Genomic DNA, 19,466 nt, shown 5'->3' with positions numbered 1-19,466 from the left:
GCATGCTGGTGCATTTTGGCCCGAAGCTTCGTCTCGTAAAAAGGGATGCCATGCACGGTTTCGGTTTTCCGCGCTCGGGCGCGCTTCCGCCATCCTATTACGAGACATCGGACGGGCTGCATCGCTGGTTTACCGCGGGCGCCTATCTCAACTATCGAGCTATTGTACGGAACTGTCGCTACGGCAGGGCAAGGGGCTGACGCGGTGAAATCTGGTCAACACAGCAGTGAGCACTTGGCGGGCTCGCGTCGCGCAGGAAATGCGATGCACCGCGAAGAAGTTCGCGTTGTATTGTATATCATACTTGTCGTTTTCGACGTCCTCGCGGTGGTCGGTGCGTTCCAGCTCGGCATGATTGCCCGGTACGGCACGATCGGATGGCAGTCGGCGATGGACGTCGTGGTCGTCACACTGCCGATCTACATTCTTACTGCGCTCAACAACGGCGCCTATTCGATCGACGTGCTGCGTCGCGCACGCGTGGGGATCGCGCGTTCGGCGGCGGCGCTGGTCTTCGCCTTTGCGAGCTTCCTGTTCATCTCCTATTATTTCAGGATCCTGCTGTTCCAGCCGCGGAGCGCCACCAGCGTCGGCATGGCGGCGAGCTTCATCCTGCTGATCACGTTCCGGTTGATCCTGGCGCGAATCTTCAAGCGCGTTATCGGGCAACGCATCACGTCCGATGTCGTGATCCTCGATGATGTCGTCGTGCCCGTGCCGGCGCATTATCAGGTGATCGACACGGCCTCGACGAACCTGCGGCCCAACGTTCGCGATCCGATGATGCTCGATCGCCTCGCGCGGCGTCTGCGCGGCGTCGATCGCGTCATCGTCGCGTGCCAGCCCGAGCAGGAGCGGCCATGGGCGGTCCTGCTCAAGGGCGCGGGCATCAACGGCGAGATCATCTCGAACGAATTCGATCAGGTCGGCGCGATCGGCATGGGATCCTTCGACGGTCGCTCGACACTGGTCGTGGCCGCGGGTCCGCTCAGCACGCAGAGCCGACTCGTGAAGCGCGTCTTCGACCTGATGTTCGCGGTCCCGGCGCTGATCGTCCTGCTCCCCGTCTTCGTCCTGACGGCGGCGCTGATCAAGCTCGACAGCCGCGGGCCCGTGTTCTTCCGCCAGCAACGCGTCGGGCGCGGCAACGCGCTGTTCGAGGTGTATAAATTCCGCTCGATGCACACCGACCGGGGCGATGCCGCCGGCTCGGTGTCCGCCTCGCGCGACGACGACCGGATCACGCGCGTCGGCCGTTTCATCCGCGCGACAAGTGTCGACGAGCTGCCGCAGCTGCTCAATGTCCTGTTCGGCTCGATGAGCATCGTCGGCCCGCGTCCGCACGCGCTCGGGTCGCTCGCCGGGCAGCAATTATTCTGGGAGGTCGATGAACGTTACTGGCATCGCCACGCGTTGAAGCCCGGGATTACAGGGCTGGCGCAGGTACGCGGCTTTCGTGGTGCGACCCATCGCCGCGATGATCTGACGCGACGGCTTCAGGCCGATCTCGAATATATCGTTGGCTGGTCCGTATGGCGGGATTTTGCAATTCTCGTCTCCACCGCACGAGTGGTGGTGCACAAGAACGCTTTCTGATATGCTGACCGCGTAATGATTACGCTGCTGCGTTGTGATGTAATCATTTGAATGTGATATCGTGTATCGTTGCTTAACCATCTCGGAATATGCCATCTTAACCTAAGTGGTCCAAATCGTCGCTATGGCCCGTTCGACATTTCATGCGCGCTCTGTGGAAGCGCTACCCTTCGACGACGATGCGCATAGCAACGATCGGCTTCACGACGACCGCATCGATTTCGATGCCTGGTTGCTCCCGCCCGAAGTCCCCACGCGTGGCGAGCGGATCATCCGGTTCTGCTCGACAGCATCGGGGCCGATCGTGTTCGGTGTCGCACTCGCCGCCTTTGTCGGCTGGATCGCCTGAGGCGAGCCAATGAGCGCACTGTCTTCGTCGCAGCCGACGCCCTGTCGTCGAACGGAAGAACGCACCCCGATCGTGCGATCGAGCACGGTCCGGAACGTCGACGCAGCGCCTTACGACGTGACGATCGAAAACCTGTCTCGCAAGGGATTCTCCTTCACCAGCGACACCGTCGTGGCGGTCGGCGGGCGGATCAAGGTCGGTCTGGCAGGCGCGGGCAGCGCCGGCGCGCGCGTCGCCTGGCGGAAGGGCAATTGCCATGGCTGCCTGTTTCGCCCCGCGCTCACCAAGGCACAGTTCGATGCAGCCTTCAGCCCGACGTCGAACGTCCTGACGATAACCCCGGCCAGCGCTTCGGCCGGCGACGCCGCTTTCGGACCGCGATCGGGCCGGGAACACGGTACGAAGATCGCATCGCCCGCTGTCGGGCTGGTCCTGATGGGGCTCGCCGGTGCCATGTGCTGGACGATCATCGCGACGATCTTATAGCCTCGTTACCGGCGACAGTCGGTCTTCAATCGACGTCACTGTTCGCGATGCCGAACCACTTGCGCGCGCTTGTTGCTGCCGCGGTTTCCATTAGACGGTCCCGGGATCGGGTTCTGATCGGCGGCGGGGCGCGGGTCGATGGATCGCGATGTGCGGGATGGGGAAGCAGCAGCGTGTCGATCATAACTCACAGGCAGTGTTCACGGCGGGTTTCGCACCGATGAGCCGTCGCCGGAAACTCGTGTTCGTCATCAATTCGATCGGCGAGGGCGGGGCGGAGCGGGCGCTCGATACCGTGCTGCGCGCGGTTGGCGATCGTGCCGCACGCTATGAGATGCATCTCGTCCTGCTCGATGACGAACCGGAGCGGCGGATCCTGCCGGCGCTGGACGGTCGCCACTGTCTCGACGCCCGGGGAAGCCTGCTCAAGAGTATCTCCCGGCTTCGGTCATGCCTCGATGCGCTCCAGCCGGATCTGGTCGTCAGCCTGCTGGTACGGTCGAATCTGGCAAACGCGGTGGCCGGGGTCGGACGTCCCTGGCGAACCATCCTGTGCGAGCGGATGCATCTGAGCTCGCATCTCGCCGGGCGTTATACCGGGGCGGCGTTGCTGACGCTGCGGCTGCTGCCACGATTGCTGTATCCGCGTGCCGACCTGATCTTGGCGGTGTCGGAAGGCGTGCAGCAGGATCTGATCGATACGTTCGGTCTCGCGCCGAGCAGGACGCGCACGATCCACAATCCCTATGATCTCGACGCGATCACCCGGGCGGGCGCGGAGCGGCCAGTCATCGACCTGCCGGAGCGCTACATGGTGGCGGTTGGCCGGCTGGTCGAGGCGAAGGGGTTTCACGACCTGATCGAGGCGTACCGGCGTGCCGATCCCGCCCCGTCGCTCGTGATCCTCGGGGATGGCGAGCAACGGCAGGCGCTTGAGGCGCAGATCTCCGCGGCCGGACTGACCGGGCGGGTCCTGCTCCTGGGGTTCGTCGAGCAACCCTTCGCGATCATGGCGCGCGCGCGCTGTCTCGTTTCGGCGTCGCGCAACGAAGGTTTCCCCAATGCGATCGCCGAGGCAATGGTGCTGGGGCGCCCGGTGCTCGCGACCGATTGCCCCTCAGGGCCGGCCGAGCTGCTCGGGGGCGTCGCGGTGCGTCCGGGCGAGGTTGTCGAGGCGAAGTACGGATTGCTCGTCTGCAACCGCGATGTCGACGGGCTCGCCAAGGGGCTGGTGCGGATGGACGACGATGCGCTGTGCGCCCGGCTGGGGCAGGCGGCGCGCCGGCGGATGGACGACTTCCGCGTTGCCGTGATCGCCGCGCGCTACTGGGATACCTTTGACGGGGTCTTGGCCGCAACGCGCTGAGCCTGTCTGGCGGTCCCGCGCGCGACCTGCCGGATCAGGTCGCTGTACGCTCGTACGGCGAGTGATATGCGGTGGCGTGCGACGATCGGCTTGGCGGGGGGCCATGGCATCTTCCGGCGAGCGCCCATCGTCATGATGCGCGTGATCGCGGGGACGTCGCCGACGTCGAAATAATGGTCTTCGGGCAACCCGAATTCGCGGTGGACCGGAATGTCGGACACGAACGTCGGCACACCCGCGTTCAGCGCCTCGAGGATGACGAGGCCGAAACCCTCCATCTCGGATGGATGGATGAGCAGCGATGCGCCGGCATAGATCGCCGCGAGCGCCTCGCCGCTGTGATAGCCGATGAAATGGACGCCCGGTCCCGCGGTCGCGCGCAGGCATTCATCGTATCGCGACGCGGCGGTCGCCGCGCCGACGATCACGAGCGGCTGGACGTCCGGGCCCGCGGCAGCGTGCGCGGCAATCAGATCGTCGAGTCGCTTGGTCTCGTCGATCCTGCCGACGACGATGGCATAGTTTCCGCGCACGAGTCCGAGCGACTCGAGAAATGCGTCGGGTGTGCTGATTGTCTCCGATGGCGCCTCGATGCCGTGGCGGATCGTGATGGTGCGGTCCCGGGCGGTCGGATTGCGCGCGAGGAACTCCGCCTGCAACGTCGCGCTGACGCAAATGACGCGGTGGGCGAAACGCGCCGCAAGCTTCTCGCCGAGCCGCAACGACGTGCGCGCGGCCCAGCCCCATTTCGGTCGCATGAAATCAGCCGCATGGTGCGTGACGATGACCTTGAGGCCGAGCACCCGCGCCAGCGGCGAGAACAGGGCCGGACCGATGCCGTGAATGTGGACGATGTGAGGGCGGATACGGACGGCGGTGTAGAGCAGCGCCAGGCCCGTATGGACCAGCGCTTCGAGCCCGCTGGTACGCGGCGCCCAAAGCGCGCGAATATTGACACGGCCAAGTTGCGCGGTGCGGGCGGGCATGTAGCTGCTGCGCGCCAGGACCTGGATATCGAGGTCGTGATCTTCGGCGGCCAATAACGGATATATCAGCGCACAATGGGTCTCAATGCCGCCGATGACATCGGGCATTCCCCGTAGCCCGATCACGGCAAGACGTAGCGTCGGTTTTATGGTCTGGGCATCGGTGACAGAAGTGACATGCTGCGACAACGTTGCGCTCATCGCGCTGCCACGGCCGGCGTGCTTGTCATTATTCTGTTCCCCTGCCCCCGCACGGGCCAAACGGCCCGTTCATTTGAGTGGGGTGTAGCAGAACGCGGGCAAGTCTCAAACATTAAGCCCGACCGAGCGCTGGCCCATCTTGGAGCTAGTAGAGGAACACTGCCCCAAGGCCGAATACCGTTGCCCAGCAGAGGCCGACGGTGCCGAGCACCAGGACGAGCTGCGACCGTCCGCGCCAGCGTGGCGTCTTGGTCGGTGAATAGAATCCGCGCAGCGCGGCGTCGCTGACCCGGCGCTGGAGATCGCCGGCTGGCGATGCGCCGGCGGGGGGGAGTTGAACCGGCGTGCGTTCGGTCCTTGCCGGAGCGACTTCGATCGGCCTGACCCGACGAATGTTAGCCCTTGCTGCCATAGTTATTTCCTTCGCTTTCGCGAAGCCAATAGCCGATTTATAGCGCAACAACTCTATCAAAGATGGTTAATGCCGTGGACATCCTATATTTGTTCGCCACTGCAAGTCCAAGTATTTGCTCAGTTCAGCTCTTGGATGGTGAAGGCGTGAACCGTGCCACGTGCCGCCCGATCGCGCGCGGCAACAGGGGCTGCAGTTCCTGGAGATTCGCCACAGTGAATTTGCGTGCGAAGACAAGAAGCGCGACGAGATACACTATGCCGCCTGCCGTGACGCAAAGCAGGAATCGGCCAAGCGGCGGGAAATCATCAAGCACGAACAGGCGGCGCGTCGTGACGGCGATCGCCATGATCGCGCGCCAAGGCGACACGCCGATCCCCTTCGCCACGAACCGCAGCGAGAGCGGCGTCGTGATGTGCGCGCGCAGCGTATGCCCCGCCGCCACCGCGATCGGCCCGAAACTGATGGTGCACAACGCGACGAGCAGATTGCCGATGAAGCCGATCAACGTCGCCCAGAAGGTGAGCCCGGTACGTCCGGCGGCCGACAGCGCGGGACCTTGGAAATAATTGAGCGTTGCCGGTCCGACGACCAGCGCGAGCGCGATCATGATCAGCCCGCCTTCGTGCCATTTCGGACCGAACATGAGGCGGACGATATCGGGCGCCGTCGCCGCCATCCCGAAGAACACGGGGCAGGTCAGGAGCGCGCACGCGCGGGTGACGCGCAGATAGGCAGGGCCGATCTGTCCGTTGTTCTCGTGCACGCGCGAGAAGGCGGACATCGAGGCCGACTGCAACGGCGTGATGACCAGGCTGACAAGCATGTTCAGCGCGCCCGATCCGACGCGGTATTGGGCGATCGCCGCCGGCCCGAGAAAGCTGCCGATCAGCAATGCCGTGACCTGGGAGTTGCCGTTGGCCAGCAACTGGCTTCCCAGTTGATGCGAGCTGAACTGGCCAAATTGCCGGTATTCGGCAAACGAGAAGTGGAACCGGGGACGAAAGCCCGACGAACGCCACAGCAACAGGCTCGACATGCCGGATGCGAACAACCGGCTGATTACCATCGCCCAGACGCCCCAGCCCAAATAGGCGAGCGTAACGCCGATCACGCCGCCGATGACGTTCGAACTCATGCTGCGTCGCGCGATGATCTTGTGGCGGAATTCGCGTCGTAGCTTGGCCGTGTGAACGGTCGATGCGCCTTCGATCAGCAGCAGCGCGGACAGCGCCGCGAGCACATAGCCGAACGTCTGGTCGTAATAGACGCCCGCAAGCGGCGCGACGACGAAACACAGGATCGCGGCAATCGCGACGCCGATCACGATATTGGTCCAGAATGCGGTGCTCGATACGTCGCGGTCCCAGTCCGGTCGCTGGATCAGCGCATCCGGGATGCCCGCGCCGACGAGGATCCGGCTGAACTCGATGAAGACCGAGGCGAAGGCCACGATCCCGAACTGCGCGGGCGTCAGCAACCGCGCCAGCGCAATGAAGACAACCATCGTCGACACGGTGTTGAAGACATTGGCCGTTACCGTCCATACGTTGCTCGCGGTCAGCTTGCGCTTCACATTCGTTCGAGCGGCTTCCTTTCGAACGTATCGATGGGGCTGTTGCATGTATGCGTGGGGTGATCCGGTAGAAAGCACACGTCGAATCGGAAGGGCGTAACTTGTATCGGCGTCAGCGTGTGGCCATAGCGTCCCCGCGCTTGCGAGAAGGATGAGAGTTTGCCCAGCCGGACGCTACGTGTTGCATTGCGGCCTGCCTGGCGAGGGCCCAACCCCTATACGGCGATGTTTGCCGATGCGCTCGCGTCGGAAGGCGTCACGGTCCGCGAACTGTACCAGAATGCGGCGAGTGTCCTCGCGGCCGGTGATGTCCTCGTTCTCCACTGGCCCGACGAATTCTTCTATGCGCGGAGCCTGAGCCGCCGGTTTCGCGGCATGCGCAGCCTGACGGCGCTGCTGATCGCGAAATATGTCCAGCGCAAGCGGATCATATGGGTCGGCCATAATCTGGTACCGCACCAGCGCGGTGCGCGTGTGTCGCGGATCCGGCTGCCGGTGTTTCTCCGTGCGGTCGATGGATTGATTTTCCTGTCGCGAGCCTCGCAAAGCCTGTTTTGCGAGACCTATCCGCAATTGGCTGCGGTGCCGGCGATCGTCGTACCGCATGGCCATTACCGATCGCGCGAGCGGTCCCTGCCGTCTGTCCGCGACGTCGCCGGCCCGCGTCCGGTCCGACTCGCCTTCATGGGACAGGTCAAGCGATACAAGGCACCGGATATCGTCGCCCGGCTGGTCGCGAGCCTGTCGCCCGACCGGTGCGAGCTCGTCATCGCGGGGCAGTGCAAGGATCCCGATCTCGGCAGCGAATTGACCACGATCGCCGCGGGGGTGTCGAATGTGGATATCCAGCTTGGGTATCTCGAGGATGCTGCCCTCGAGGCGCTGATCGACGGCGCCGACGCGGTTATCCTGCCCTATCGCGACATCCTGAACAGCGGCTCGGCGCTGATGGCGCTGTCGCGGTTGCGACCCGTCATCGCCCCACGCCTCGGCAGCCTCGTCGATCTGCAGAACGAGGTCGGGGAGGCGTGGGTCTGGCTGTACGAAGGCGATCTGACGACAGAGAAGCTTGCGGCGGCGCTCGAATGGGCACGCCAGCCGCGCGATCCGCGGGGCCCGGATCTGTCGCGACAGGAATGGGCGCTGATCGGCAGCCGAATCACGGCGTATCTGCGCCAGATTGTCGCGCGCTAGACCGTCATCGCCGCCAGAGGTCGAACGGAAACGCGGCGATCAGCGCATCGGCGTCAAAACTGATCGCGGGGTGGGGGCCTTCGCCGAGTGCTTCCTCGACCGAGCGGACCGGGTCAAGCGACGCACGGCCCGTGCCTTGCGCGTAATCGTCATATTTGAACGTCGACTCGGTTTCGGACAGGCGCAGATAGCGCGCCGGAACACCGAACGCCTCGGCGAGGATGAGGCCGTGCAGCGAGCTCGCGATCACGAACTTCGCCGACAGGATTTCCTCGATGCACCGGTTCCACCCCCAGAGCGGCGAGACCAATCGCGTCTGATCGGTGACGAGCGGCAGATCGTGGAGATTGGGGACGATGACATAGTCGCGGTTCGGCGTCGGTACGAACCGGTCCTTGAACAGGCGCGGCACGAGCAGGGCGGGATCGCCAAACACATCGGGAACGGACATTCCCATGTCGCGCAGCCGCGCGGCGGTCTTCGGTCCGCGGACCGCGCGTATGTCGAGCTGCCGGGCAGGGATGTCGCCGCTCGCAACCTTGCCATTGATGCCGCTGCCCCAGATCACGTCGCCATCATTGGCAAAATGCAGGATGGAGCCGATGCCGAGAAGTCGCCGCGTGGGCTTGACCTCGTCATCGAGCGTCATGCCGACGCTGCTGACGACGATCTTCGACAGGTGGTCGCCGGAATTCCGGCGGCCCCCTCGAAAAAAGCTCGGGTATTTCGGCGGATCATTCGCGCACTTGTGGTTGCGGATCTCTTGCGGCCTCTATGCAGCCTGTCCCACGCGTCGCAACCCCACGCCGTCAATCGCCTCGCGCGGACCGCTGTCTTGGGATATGAATTGCTGACAGGGCAGCATCCGCGTTAAGGATGTTTCATAACGGGAGGGTGTCATGTCTACGATTGCAACCGGCGCTCTGGCCGGATGGAAGCGCTGCGAGGGAATGAGCGGCATCGTGCTGACGATGCAGATCGTCGAGTCGGTGGAGGCGTATCAGGAACAGCGCGTGGCAAAGGTCCAGGTCGCGTTGAACGATCGCCAGCTGCGCTCTCTTGCCCGTGACCTGACGCGTGCGGCATCCGAGCGCGGCATCGAGCTCCAGGCCCGGCGACCGTGGTGGCGCGTCTGGGGATGACGCCGCGTCGGTGAGTGGGATCAGCCGTCGTAGAATCCGGCCGGCACGGGGCCATGAAACGCATCGACGCACCGGCGTACCAGCGCCTCGGGGACCTGTCTGTTCACGTACCCCAGCGAGCCCGCCTGTGAGAGCAGCTTCGCGGGGACACCGCCCACCACGCTCGTCGGCGGCACGTCCTTGGTCACTACGGCATTGGAACCGATCGACGTGTCGTCGCCGATCGTCAGGCGTCCGACCACTTTCGATCCGGCGCCCATGAATACGCGGGCGCCCAATGTCGGGCTGCCCCGCAGCGGGCCGCGATTGGCCTGGCCGAGCATCGATCCGTGCGTGATGTTCGCATTGTAGCCGACAATGGCATCGCCGTTGAAATAGATGCCGCCGAACCGATTGATGAAAAGCCCCGGTGCGATGAGCGTGTATTCGGGAATTGCGATCCCGAACTTGTAGCGTGCCCGCAGCAGCATCCACTTGAGCAGAAAATACAGCCCGCCGGCCTTGGCGGGCTTGAGCGCGAGATACCCCGTCAGGCGCATCAGCACCGTGTATTTGTATCCGGGCGTAAAGAGGTAATGCTTCAGGAAATTCTTCGCATCGACGGATCCGGAATACCGGTAAAGGTCGGCTGCAAGGACGGCACGTAACGCACTGAAGCGGCGTATGCAGCCCCTGCGATGCGGTTTTCCGAGCTGTTCAAGATCAGCTTCGTCGACATGTGTCACGATCAGGTATCCTGTTGCGGTGCAACGCGACCTACGGCGTTGATCCGGGCGTGGTCAAGACCGTAGCGCTGGCGGTCGTCGGCGTGATCGGCTAGGTATGCCATCCATGGACTCCCTTGTCGCGAATGGGCGCGCTCTACCCTATTACGCATCCATTCCAGCGACGTTGCTGGCGCTTGCGATGCTGTTCGTGGCATTGCGGAGCAGCCAAGGGCGCGCCACCCGCTTTGTAATATTCGCGATCTGGCTGCGGTTCATCCTGTCCGCCTTTCATCCGATCACGTTCAGTTCTTCCCCCATCGGGCTGTCGTACAATGCGCTCGGATCAATCTTCATCTGCGGTCTCGGGGCGTGGGTTTTGAAACCGCGCGGCATGTTCGATGTCGGTCTCGTGCCTTTTTATCCGATCCTGCTGGCGGTAATTCTAAGCGGCTTTGCTAATCACAGCGTTTCACCAATGGTCGATATGACGGTGAAGTACTTGTATCTGGCAATTATCACGCTGGCGGTATCCGAATCGCTACAAGATGATGGCTGGGACGAGCCCCTACGGAAAGTGTTTCTGCCTTTTCTAATACTCGTTGGCTTTCAGGCGCTATCGGTGTTGCTAGGTACGGTGAAGGCAGCCGAATCCGACGGATCGGCCAGCTACATTGGCGGTTTCTACCATGAGGCGGGGTTCTCGGTTGCGCTTGCTGGCGGGTTGCTCGTTGTGTGTTTGCGACGACGGCAGGTCGCTCTCTACAAGGTGGCTTGGGTTCTGGTGTTTTGTGTTGCCATTATGCTCGCAAATTACCGGACTGCGATATTGGCAATGGCGCCTCTGATCGGCGCAACCGCGCTAATTGGCGCCGCTAGATCTGTGATCCGTGAACAGCGTGTAATTGTCGTCGGCATGATGGCGGCAATCGTCTTGGCGGTCGGTGTGGGCGGAGCTATCGCTGGAAGAGAAAGATTTGCCGATTTAGGTGCTGTCGCTGCACAAGGTACGGAGCTTATAAAACGCCCGGATCAGTTCAACCTAGACGAACGCCATTTGTTATCGGGGCGGTTTGTCATCTGGAGCGGTTATCTTTACGGATATAGTGATTCAACGCCCCTGCAACATATTGTCGGCCTTGGTCCAAACGCGTGGATAGGCAAGTTTAAAGTTTACGCGCATAATACACTGGTATCCGCAATATACGAATTGGGAATATTTGGTTTAATAAGCACCGTGTTCCTATGGATATGGATGCTCGTATTGGCGATTAAATCGCCGAAAGGCGTTCGAGGCATTCTTGTGTCCGCGCATATAAGTTTCATAATTTTGAACATGGCTACGATGCCGCTCTGGATGATCGAAGGCATGATTTATTACGGTATATTGTGCGGAGCTACGATCGCGGCCTTCAAAGCGGGAAGGCCGCAATCGCGGAAAATCTTAAAGCAGCCTGCTGTATAACTCGACCACCTTCGTCGCATGATTCGCGGCGGATAGAGCGTGAGTGATCTCGAGTTTCTTGTCTTCTTTCAGGAGCACACTTGCAGGGTGGTCTAATACGTCGAGTGCGACGGCGGCGAATGCGGGGTAATCCGCCGCCTTGTCGACCAGGCGGCCGCCCGCCCATCGCCGACCAATTTCACCATGTCCGGCGTCGTCGGTGGCTACGTAAGGCGTTCCAAGTAAAAGGCTCTCGATCGGCGTCCTTCCCAGAGGTTCGTTGATAGCCGGCGCGAGCATCAGATCAAGGGCAGCAATGTTGCTCTCTACGGGCAGGCGAAAGCCTGGAAGATGCAGGTGGTCAGCAATGCCGATATGCCTTGCGTAGTCCTCGATTGCGCTAACCGCGACATCACCCTTTCGCCCAAACATGACAAATGATGCTAAGGGGTGGCGTTCGAGTATAACTTTGCAAACATCTAGGAAGAAGAAGGGGCGCTTTCGCTCCCAGAAATTTGCGACAAAGCCTATGATCGGACCCTCGGCAGCCAAGTCGAGCTCATTGACCAACTTTTGTCGCTCTTCTGAACGATTTGGGATGCCGCCCAATGCAAAGGGGTTGTCAATTGTTTCGACCTTTCCCGCGGGTAAAAACGCCATGAGCTTCTTCACCGACTCGGATATAGCAATCGACTTGTCCGCGAGGTTCATGATGAGCCGGTTCGCCAAGATCGGGCGATTGAATGCCCGATTGTGATATACCAGCGGCGCTCCCACTAATTTTGCAGCCGGGCCCCAGGATTGCAGTGCGCCCATGCCATGGCAATGCACGATTATTCCGGGCCCTTCCTGTCGAAGCATGTGCGCCCGGAATGGCAATCGCAGCAAATCATACGCGAGGTTATGGCGAGCGGCAGGCGTCTCGGACAATTCGCGCACAGTCAAATCATAGCGCGCTGCCTCATGGGCAATCTGAGTGTCTTTGTTGGCGTATGCAAATACCTCGATGCCCAGATCCTGCAACGCTCGACACAGCGTAAAGGAGGAGATGTGGCTGCCACCGATCTCGGTGCCCGTGTATGGTACGATTACACGCTTTGGCTGCACGCTATGCTCCTATGATTAACGAAAGTTTCACTAGGTATCGATACAGTCTGTATCATTTTCGCACGTAACCCGATCAATGCCGCGCGACGTCGCGCGTTAATCGGGGAACTCGCGCGATGGCTACCACTTATATCTCACCCACGGGGATGGGCAATAAAAGCGGTTCCGACTGGGCTAACGCAGCATCCATTACAAGCCTGAACGCCATGATCGCAAAGGCCGGGCCCGGGGGCGAAGTCCTCCTTCTTGCTGATGCGGGCAGCTATAAGGTGTCGTCCCCGATCAATATCTACGGCGGCGGCACGCCGGGTGCAGCCGTCACGATCAAGGGCGTCGACCATAGCGGCAACGCGATGGAGGCAACGATCGAGGGCACGCGGCCCTCCGTCTATGCCGCGAGCAACGCAGCCGGTAACGAGCTGTTCAAGTTACAGGCCGGTGCCGGGAATCTCAGCTTCGAGAACCTTCAGGTCAACAACACCGGGACCGTCTTCCGTGCCGCCGGCGACGTGTCGAACATCACCATCGAGCATGTCGATGCGAGCAATGTCGCGCGGTTCTTCGAGGACTATGCGGGTGGCGCGAACAAGACCGCGACCGTGACCGGGCTTACGATCCGTGACGTCGAGGTCGACGGCTTTTCGAAGGGCGTCATCCGGCTTCAGTACAATAGCAGCAACATCCTGATCGAGGACGTGCGGGGCGACAGCCTGAAGCAGGATGGCGACAATTTTGCGATCGGCGTGCATCTGGACGGCACGGCGCATGACGTAAAGATCATCCGCACGTCCATGGCCAATGCGACCGACACCACGAGTTCGAGCTATTGGAACGGCGACGGCTTTGCGACCGAACGCGGCGTGTACAACGTCCTGTTCCAGGATACGGTGGCCAGCGGCAACACGGATGCCGGCTATGATCTCAAGTCGACCGGGACGACGCTGGTGCGCGCGATCGCCGACGACAATGCCCGCAATTTCCGGATCTGGGGCGAGGCGACGATGATCGACTCTGTCGGCCTCGATCCCCACAAGCGCGGCGGGATCGCGAGCCAGGCACAGGTCTGGCTCAATGAAGGTGCCAAGCTGACGATTGACGGCGGCAGCTTTACGGACTCGGGCACCAACACCGCCGTATTCTATAACAACGGCACGATCACCGTGTCCGACGTGAGCGTCAGTCTTGCCAGCACCGCAAAGCTTGTTGCGGGCAAGGCACTGACGGGCGCGTTGACGACCGTCGAAAAGCTTGTGCCGACGGGCCCCTATTCACTCGACGCCGGGCTGAACGTGCCCGTGGTCGGCTCGTTGCTCGATACGCTTCCAATCGTGCTCGCGCCGGTCGTCACGGTGCCCGTTATCACGGTGCCGGTCATCGCTGCGCCGGTCGTATCGACACCGGTCGCCGAGGCGCCTGCCGCCTCCGTGCCCGTCGTGGTCGCGCCTGCCGCACCGGCCGTGGACACGCCTCGCGACAGCATTTCGCCACTCCACTTCGTATCGAACGCCGCCAGCGAAACGATCAAGGCAACCAGCGCGGCCGACAGCTTCTATTTCAACCAGGCCAGCAAGCAGGGCGCTGACAGCATCATCGGCTTCGGTGCCACCGACCTGTTGATGACGGCCAAGATGCTGAACGACGGCAACAAGGACGGGATCATCACCTATGGTTCGAACGGGGTACTCGACCTCGGATCGAAGATGGGCACCGTGAAGCTCGAGGGCGTCAATGCCGGGTTGCGCTATCTCGGCCTCGTCGATGGCCATTTCGCCTATGCCGCCGCGTCGGTGCGTCCGAAAAACGCGGTCGAGGGCAAGTTCGGCGTCGCTGACACGCTGGCGGGTGACGCGGGCGACAAGAAGGCGGGGGCGTTCTTCTTCGACAGCGCGCTCGACCAGTCGCTCGGGCACGACAAGGTCACCAAATTCGGCGCGAAGGATATCATCGTCACGACCACCAGGATCGGCGGCAGTGATGCAGGCGCTACCGTGGCGGCGGCCGGTGGTGTGTTCTCGCTTGGCCATGACGGCATCGATCTGGGCGACTTCACGGTCACCGATACGGCAGGGAAATCGGTAGGCGCGCTGGAATTCGACGGCGAGCGTGTCGTCGGTGACACGCATTATTATGTCTATAGCGCGATTGGCAGCGCTGCAGGGCTCGCGCAACTGGGGTTTTAATCGTCTCGTTGTGTCTGCAACCGCGCCCGGTATCTCAGTATCGACCGTATGAGGGCGTTTGTCCGTCGGTATCTCGACAGCCAAAGTGCCACGATGCCAGCAAATGATTGCAGGTTGTGATTCTCATTCCAGGCCTGCGTAAGGAATATTTCCGCTGCCTCCATGTTGCCGTCCCGCAATCCCCTCAGGCCGCGGGCGGCATATTGCTTCGACTGCTTTATCAAAGGCTTTGTCAGGAAAAAAGCGCTGGGGCCAATTCTGTCGAGCAGATCGCGACCATCCTGATCGACGTCTTCAGCGCATTGTACTGCGAATTGGGACAGCCGTGTCTGAAGAAATAGGCTTCGTGGTGTTTTGGTGACGCCGCCGTGAAAGCTTGTCCGCTCGTACAAAAGATCGGGCAGGACGGCATAGTCACAGTATCGGCCCATCCGTAGCCACAGGTCACGATCCTGAGCAAACCTGAATTCCTGACGATACCCGCCGACCTTATCGAACAGGCTTCGACGAAACATGACCTCGCCGTGGCTGAAGGGGTTGCGATGAAGCATGGTCTTCAACATCGGACCTCGCTCGATCACCCCTGCGCGGGGCCCAATAACCATGCCATCGGTCAGTCGCGCGCACCCCACCGCGCCCACCTCAGGGTTTGCATCAAGGAACGCTGCCTGCTTTTCCAGCCGCTCAGGAAGCGAAATGTCGCCTGCGCCATGGACTGCAATATACTGTCCTCGACTCCGCCTGACCGCAGCGTTCATGGCCGCGGTAAATCCGCTATTGCTTTGGCCGGTGACATGAAGCCGAGCGTCATCGAAAAGCGACAACTGGTTTAAGGTGTCATCGGTGGAGCCGTCGTCAACTACAATGATTTCAAAATCTTGCGATGTCTGAGAAAGGAGGCTGCCGATCGAGGTGCTGATAAGTGCGGCTCGATTATAGAATACCGTGATGCAGGATATCTGCGGCGAGGAATGCTCGCTGCTGGTATCAGCCAGCTCGTGATCGACAGAAATCATGATGTCAGGTTGCCACCGCTATTGTCATCGATGCCCGCGCCTCATGATCTTCAATATCCGAACCGATTTCCGAGCCAATGCAGGCAGTGGAAGGGGGGTGAGCGACATCAGTTTCACAGCGACGTATTTGCCGAGGCTGTCTCGCGGGCTGAAGTCCTCGATTGATATCGCGGAGGGCCGTTCCCCCGTCTTCCAGGTATTGAACGCGTATTTGTGCATTTCACGATTGGCAATACGCCTCAGTCTCCGCGCAATGCCTGTATCCACAGTCGGTACGCGGTCCACAATCGTATCAACGATGCGCTGCCGTGCAGTAAAACGCTCGACCTTGGTCAGCATGTTGTCGGCATCGCGGTGGTAGGTCGCCGTCTTGCGGCCGGTATAGGCGCACCGCGTTGCGAGCATCGTGCGCAGCCACAGGTCGCGGTCGCCGCCGCGCCGGCATAGCCCTGCGGGGAACATCCCGACCGACAGCAATATGTCGCGGCGGATGGCGACGGCGCCGGTCCACAAGGGGCATCCGCCCTCCAGCCAGAAGTCGAGCATCTGCGCGGTATCATAGACGCCGGCCTTGTGCCCGGCATGCGTGAACCAGTCCTCGACCTGCCGACCCGAAGGTTCCAGAAACTGGTATCCGGTGAAGACGCAGCCAACGTCCTTTCCGCCGTCGCTGATCGCGGCACGGATCGAGGCGAGGTGATCGGGCGTCCAGCTGTCGTCGGCATCGAGGAACGCGATCCATTCGCTGCCCGCGGTTTCGATCGCGAGATTGCGCGCGGCATAGCCGCCGGCGCCGGGTTCGGTGCGCGTCAGGAAGATCGCACGGTCTCCCGCGGCCGCACGCAGCCTTTCGATCGACCGATCGGACGATGCATCGTCGACCATGATGATCTCGTCCGCAGGCGATGTCTGTCCCTGCGCAGCGTCCAGCGAGCGGACGACGTGGCGCTCCTTGTTGTGCACCGGAATAACCACGGCGATAGTGGGGTCCGTCACGTCATGCCTCCCTGCACTTTGCCCGCGACCGCAGTGGAGCGCCCAGCTTTTACCGACGCGTCGCATATGCTAGGCGCGCCGCCTTGTCGACCTGGGCGGCATCTCCAGAGGATTGATAGTCGAGATGACACGCCAGGCCGGTCCCTCCCCGCAAGCGCGGCGCGCACCATCCGGCTTCGGTTGGGAGGCCATAACCGTCGCGATCAGCCGCTTTTTCCAGAAGGGCAGTTATTTCATAACGAGCCTCATCCTCGCCCGATTGCTCGGCCCCGAGGGGAGGGGGCTTGTCGCGGCGCTGCTCGTGCCGGCCCAATTGGCCGTCAACTTCTCCGAAATGGGGATCCGCCAGTCCACCGCCTTCCATCTCGGGCGCGGTATCTATCCGCTCGAGCGGCTGCTGCCGACGCTGCTGACGCTGGTTCCGCTGGCGGGGACGATCGCGGTGCTGCTGGCGCTGGCCTATCTCGACTATGCGGGCGTCGCACGCGATGACTGGATGCTGCGCGCGCTGGCGGTTGCGTCGATCCCGACATCGCTGCTGTCGAGCTATGCAAGCGGCGTCTTTCTCGGGCGGCAGCGGATCGCGGCGTTTCGCCGGACGAGCTGGCGGCCGGCGCTGCTGCGACTCGTCCTGATCATCGTCCTGGGGTGGGCACTGGATCTCGGTCTGTACGGCGTGCTGATCGCCAATCTGGGCGCCTCGCTGCTGGGATCCGGCTACGCGCTCTATCTGCTTTCCAAGGAGGGGCGGCTGTACCTTGGGTTCGACCGGGAGGTCGCGGTCAAATTGCAACGCCGGGGCTTGTCCTACGCCGCGTCGCTGTTCGTCATGATGCTCAATTACAAGATCATGATCCTTTTGCTGACGCGGTTCGCGACGCTGCGCGAGGTCGGCGTCTATGCGCAGGCCACGGTCATCGCCGAACTCATCTGGGAAATTCCCACCGCAGTCAGTTCGCTGCTGCTGTCGCGCAGCGTCAATGCGAAAGAGGACAAGGCCTTTTCGACGAAGGTGCTCGTCCTGGCGCGCGTCTCGTTCCTCGCGGCGACGGTGCTCGCGATCGGCATAGCGATCGTTTCGGGATTCGCCTTTCCCCTCCTGTTCGGCAAGCGGTTCGCCGAAAGCGCGTCGGTCTGCAACGCGCTCCTGCCGGGCGTCGTGGCGTTCATCGTCTTCAAGATTCTCAACACGAACCTCGCCGGTCAGGGAAAGCCCTGGGCGTCGCTGATCATCATGGCGCCGGTGCTGGCGTGCAACATCATGCTGGGATGGTGGATGATTCGCCTCGACGGCGTGATGGGCGCCGCCTTGGCGTCGAGCATCACCTACGTCGTGGCCACGATCCTGTACGTCGGCCTTTATGCGCGGATGACGGGCTTCACCGTGCGCGAGATGGTCGCCTTCCGGCGGTCCGACTTTGCCGCTCTGGCGACGCATATCCCGTATTTGAAGCGGCCTGGTAAGCGCTGAACCGCACCGCGCACGAAGTGTTCAGGGCGATCAAAATATAGACGTCGATCCATATCCGGCAGCAAGGGCCGGCATAATGGCCAGCCGGCCCGTAAAACTATCAGCGCCGCGCGCAGACATCTTCGTATATCGACGGATGTACTTTGCCGATGGTCCGGATGATCCGTCGGAATCCTGATATCCGTACCGTTGCTTGCTGCATGCAAGATTCCGATCTGTCCCATCGCGAGACAGGCGACCGGCGAAATCGTTGACAACGATGCTGAATTAATTGAACTCGATCCTTAATAAAGCATTAAGCGTTGGGCACGGCAAAACGTGACAACATGGTTTCAAACAACGACGGTAGCGGAGACAAGACAATGGCATTCGGCGACAACAGCAAGCTGATCACGACGGCAGACAACACGATCATGCTGAACAACGGCACGAACGATACGGTTGCCAACACGACTGGTGCGACCGCGTTCAGCTTCAGCGCAGGCAACACCGGTGACGATCAGATCGAGAACTTCGGCAAGAACGACACGATCCTGAACTACCAGAAGATCTTCGACGGCAACAACGACGGCATCATCGACTTCGGCGCAAACGGTATCCTCGATATCGACCGTACGTCGAAGAAGAACCCTGGCGCAGACCAGATCACGCTGCAGGGCATGGAGAGCAAGCAGCTCCGTTACCTTGGCGAAAAGGGCGGCGCATTTGTTTACGCCGACGCAAGCGTCAAGCTCGCTGGTTTCACCGAGGGTACCGTTGGTAACGACACGCTCGACGCGGCGACCGGTTCGAAGAAGTTCTTCTACGACACTGCACTCGGCCTGAACCTTGGCGGCGACACGATCAAGGGCTTCGGCGCTGACGACCAGATCGTCACGACCTCGCAGATCTTCAACGGCAAGGCCGGTGCAGACGCAGGCGTGCAGATCAAGTTCGGCAACAATGGCGTGCTGGATCTGTCGGGCGAAATGATGAACACCAAGGGTGATGACGGCGCAGCACATGGCGGCCAGATCGACCTCGTCGGCGTCAGCGGTCTGTACCTGCAGTCCACCAACGAGGTGAACGGCGTGACGTACTACCACTACGGCATCGACAACACCGCAGGCTAATGCCCGCGGCTCTTCTTCGGGAGAGATGATAGAGAGAGATTTCCTCACGGAAATCTCTCTCTTTTTTTGTTTGCCGCGCTCGGGTGCGAACGCGCTCTAGACCCGTGCCGGGCAACCGCGGTCGCCCG

General features: G+C 61.6%; 18 protein-coding genes. 10 read left to right on the top strand and 8 right to left on the bottom strand.

Annotated features, from left to right (window positions below; all coding sequences use genetic code 11):
- Positions 1-291: 291 nt before the first annotated feature.
- The 4 genes from ASE72_RS06600 to ASE72_RS06585 all read left to right on the top strand — a co-directional run bounded on the left by ASE72_RS06600 (position 292) and on the right by ASE72_RS06585 (position 3,797).
- Complete coding sequence (locus ASE72_RS06600) at positions 292-1,596, top strand: sugar transferase (protein WP_056018123.1); 1,305 nt, start codon at positions 292-294, stop codon at positions 1,594-1,596.
- 154 nt (positions 1,597-1,750) lie between these two features.
- Positions 1,751-1,945 (top strand): hypothetical protein, encoded by a 195-nt coding sequence (locus ASE72_RS06595; RefSeq protein WP_056018121.1) that lies wholly within the window; start codon positions 1,751-1,753, stop codon positions 1,943-1,945.
- Positions 1,946-1,954: 9 nt separating this feature from the next.
- Complete coding sequence (locus ASE72_RS06590; protein ID WP_056018119.1) at positions 1,955-2,431, top strand: PilZ domain-containing protein; 477 nt, start codon at positions 1,955-1,957, stop codon at positions 2,429-2,431.
- 220 nt (positions 2,432-2,651) lie between these two features.
- Positions 2,652-3,797 carry a glycosyltransferase gene (locus ASE72_RS06585; protein ID WP_162235462.1) on the top strand — a complete coding sequence of 382 codons (1,146 nt, stop codon included), beginning with the start codon at positions 2,652-2,654 and terminating at the stop codon, positions 3,795-3,797.
- On the opposite strand, the gene ASE72_RS06580 is transcribed toward ASE72_RS06585, so the two are convergent.
- The 3 genes from ASE72_RS06580 to ASE72_RS06575 form a co-directional block, all read right to left on the bottom strand.
- Positions 3,755-4,891 carry a glycosyltransferase family 4 protein gene (locus ASE72_RS06580; protein ID WP_056018115.1) on the bottom strand — a complete coding sequence of 379 codons (1,137 nt, stop codon included), beginning with the start codon at positions 4,889-4,891 and terminating at the stop codon, positions 3,755-3,757. The two genes, ASE72_RS06585 and ASE72_RS06580, sit on opposite strands and share 43 nt — an antisense overlap.
- Before the next feature lie 238 nt (positions 4,892-5,129).
- Positions 5,130-5,396 carry a hypothetical protein gene (locus ASE72_RS20150; protein WP_156350163.1) on the bottom strand — a complete coding sequence of 89 codons (267 nt, stop codon included), beginning with the start codon at positions 5,394-5,396 and terminating at the stop codon, positions 5,130-5,132.
- A gap of 124 nt (positions 5,397-5,520) precedes the next feature.
- On the bottom strand, positions 5,521-6,972 hold the full coding sequence (locus ASE72_RS06575) for a lipopolysaccharide biosynthesis protein (RefSeq protein WP_056018112.1): 1,452 nt from the start codon (positions 6,970-6,972) through the stop codon (positions 5,521-5,523).
- Positions 6,973-7,131: 159 nt separating this feature from the next.
- On the opposite strand from ASE72_RS06575, the gene ASE72_RS06570 reads away from it, so the two are divergent.
- A complete protein-coding gene (locus ASE72_RS06570; protein WP_156350161.1) occupies positions 7,132-8,166 on the top strand; it encodes a glycosyltransferase in 1,035 nt (344 codons plus the stop codon).
- 4 nt (positions 8,167-8,170) lie between these two features.
- Here ASE72_RS06570 and ASE72_RS06565 read toward each other — a convergent pair whose 3' ends face one another.
- Positions 8,171-8,845, bottom strand: a complete 675-nt coding sequence (locus tag ASE72_RS06565) for a polysaccharide pyruvyl transferase family protein (protein WP_327196464.1) — start codon at positions 8,843-8,845, stop codon at positions 8,171-8,173.
- Between the two features lie 220 nt (positions 8,846-9,065).
- Here ASE72_RS06565 and ASE72_RS06560 point away from each other — a divergent pair, with 220 nt between their 5' ends.
- Positions 9,066-9,308 (top strand): hypothetical protein, encoded by a 243-nt coding sequence (locus ASE72_RS06560; RefSeq protein ID WP_156350159.1) that lies wholly within the window; start codon positions 9,066-9,068, stop codon positions 9,306-9,308.
- A gap of 20 nt (positions 9,309-9,328) precedes the next feature.
- On the opposite strand, the gene ASE72_RS06555 is transcribed toward ASE72_RS06560, so the two are convergent.
- The gene (locus ASE72_RS06555; protein WP_056018104.1) at positions 9,329-10,033 is read right to left on the bottom strand and encodes a serine O-acetyltransferase; all 705 of its coding nucleotides are present in this window, start codon (positions 10,031-10,033) and stop codon (positions 9,329-9,331) included.
- Between the two features lie 106 nt (positions 10,034-10,139).
- Between ASE72_RS06555 and ASE72_RS06550 the strand changes: the two genes are divergently transcribed.
- Positions 10,140-11,477, top strand: coding sequence for an O-antigen ligase family protein (locus ASE72_RS06550; protein WP_156350157.1), 1,338 nt, complete (start codon positions 10,140-10,142; stop codon positions 11,475-11,477).
- On the opposite strand, the gene ASE72_RS06545 is transcribed toward ASE72_RS06550, so the two are convergent.
- Positions 11,457-12,563, bottom strand: coding sequence for a glycosyltransferase family 4 protein (locus tag ASE72_RS06545; RefSeq protein ID WP_082445816.1), 1,107 nt, complete (start codon positions 12,561-12,563; stop codon positions 11,457-11,459). The genes ASE72_RS06550 and ASE72_RS06545 overlap by 21 nt on opposite strands.
- A 269-nt stretch (positions 12,564-12,832) precedes the next feature.
- On the opposite strand from ASE72_RS06545, the gene ASE72_RS06535 reads away from it, so the two are divergent.
- Positions 12,833-14,743 (top strand): hypothetical protein, encoded by a 1,911-nt coding sequence (locus tag ASE72_RS06535; protein ID WP_156350155.1) that lies wholly within the window; start codon positions 12,833-12,835, stop codon positions 14,741-14,743.
- Here ASE72_RS06535 and ASE72_RS06530 read toward each other — a convergent pair.
- A complete protein-coding gene (locus ASE72_RS06530) occupies positions 14,740-15,759 on the bottom strand; it encodes a glycosyltransferase (RefSeq protein ID WP_056018093.1) in 1,020 nt (339 codons plus the stop codon). The two genes, ASE72_RS06535 and ASE72_RS06530, sit on opposite strands and share 4 nt — an antisense overlap.
- Before the next feature lie 24 nt (positions 15,760-15,783).
- On the bottom strand, positions 15,784-16,755 hold the full coding sequence (locus tag ASE72_RS06525; protein ID WP_162235461.1) for a glycosyltransferase family 2 protein: 972 nt from the start codon (positions 16,753-16,755) through the stop codon (positions 15,784-15,786).
- Between the two features lie 124 nt (positions 16,756-16,879).
- Here ASE72_RS06525 and ASE72_RS06520 point away from each other — a divergent pair, with 124 nt between their 5' ends.
- Positions 16,880-18,226, top strand: coding sequence for an oligosaccharide flippase family protein (locus ASE72_RS06520; protein WP_082445814.1), 1,347 nt, complete (start codon positions 16,880-16,882; stop codon positions 18,224-18,226).
- 362 nt (positions 18,227-18,588) lie between these two features.
- Complete coding sequence (locus ASE72_RS06515; RefSeq protein ID WP_056018087.1) at positions 18,589-19,338, top strand: hypothetical protein; 750 nt, start codon at positions 18,589-18,591, stop codon at positions 19,336-19,338.
- Positions 19,339-19,466 lie beyond the last annotated feature (128 nt).

The organism is Sphingomonas sp. Leaf20 (genome assembly GCF_001421535.1).
Classification (GTDB): Bacteria; Pseudomonadota; Alphaproteobacteria; order Sphingomonadales; family Sphingomonadaceae; genus Sphingomonas.
Note: the sequence above shows the minus strand (reverse complement) of the source record. Positions and strands in the feature narration are given on the sequence as shown.

What these genes read in the sequence shown, in the direction of transcription:
- ASE72_RS06590 (WP_056018119.1), top strand. Translation starts at nt 1,955, where the DNA reads ATGAGCGCACTGTCTTCGTCGCAGCCGACGCCCTGTCGTCGAACGGAA.
- ASE72_RS06585 (WP_162235462.1), top strand. Translation starts at nt 2,652, where the DNA reads ATGAGCCGTCGCCGGAAACTCGTGTTCGTCATCAATTCGATCGGCGAG.
- ASE72_RS06580 (WP_056018115.1), bottom strand. Translation starts at nt 4,891, where the DNA reads ATGCCCGATGTCATCGGCGGCATTGAGACCCATTGTGCGCTGATATAT.
- ASE72_RS20150 (WP_156350163.1), bottom strand. Translation starts at nt 5,396, where the DNA reads ATGGCAGCAAGGGCTAACATTCGTCGGGTCAGGCCGATCGAAGTCGCT.
- ASE72_RS06560 (WP_156350159.1), top strand. Translation starts at nt 9,066, where the DNA reads ATGTCTACGATTGCAACCGGCGCTCTGGCCGGATGGAAGCGCTGCGAG.
- ASE72_RS06550 (WP_156350157.1), top strand. Translation starts at nt 10,140, where the DNA reads ATGGACTCCCTTGTCGCGAATGGGCGCGCTCTACCCTATTACGCATCC.
- ASE72_RS06530 (WP_056018093.1), bottom strand. Translation starts at nt 15,759, where the DNA reads ATGATTTCTGTCGATCACGAGCTGGCTGATACCAGCAGCGAGCATTCC.
- ASE72_RS06520 (WP_082445814.1), top strand. Translation starts at nt 16,880, where the DNA reads ATGACACGCCAGGCCGGTCCCTCCCCGCAAGCGCGGCGCGCACCATCC.
- ASE72_RS06515 (WP_056018087.1), top strand. Translation starts at nt 18,589, where the DNA reads ATGGCATTCGGCGACAACAGCAAGCTGATCACGACGGCAGACAACACG.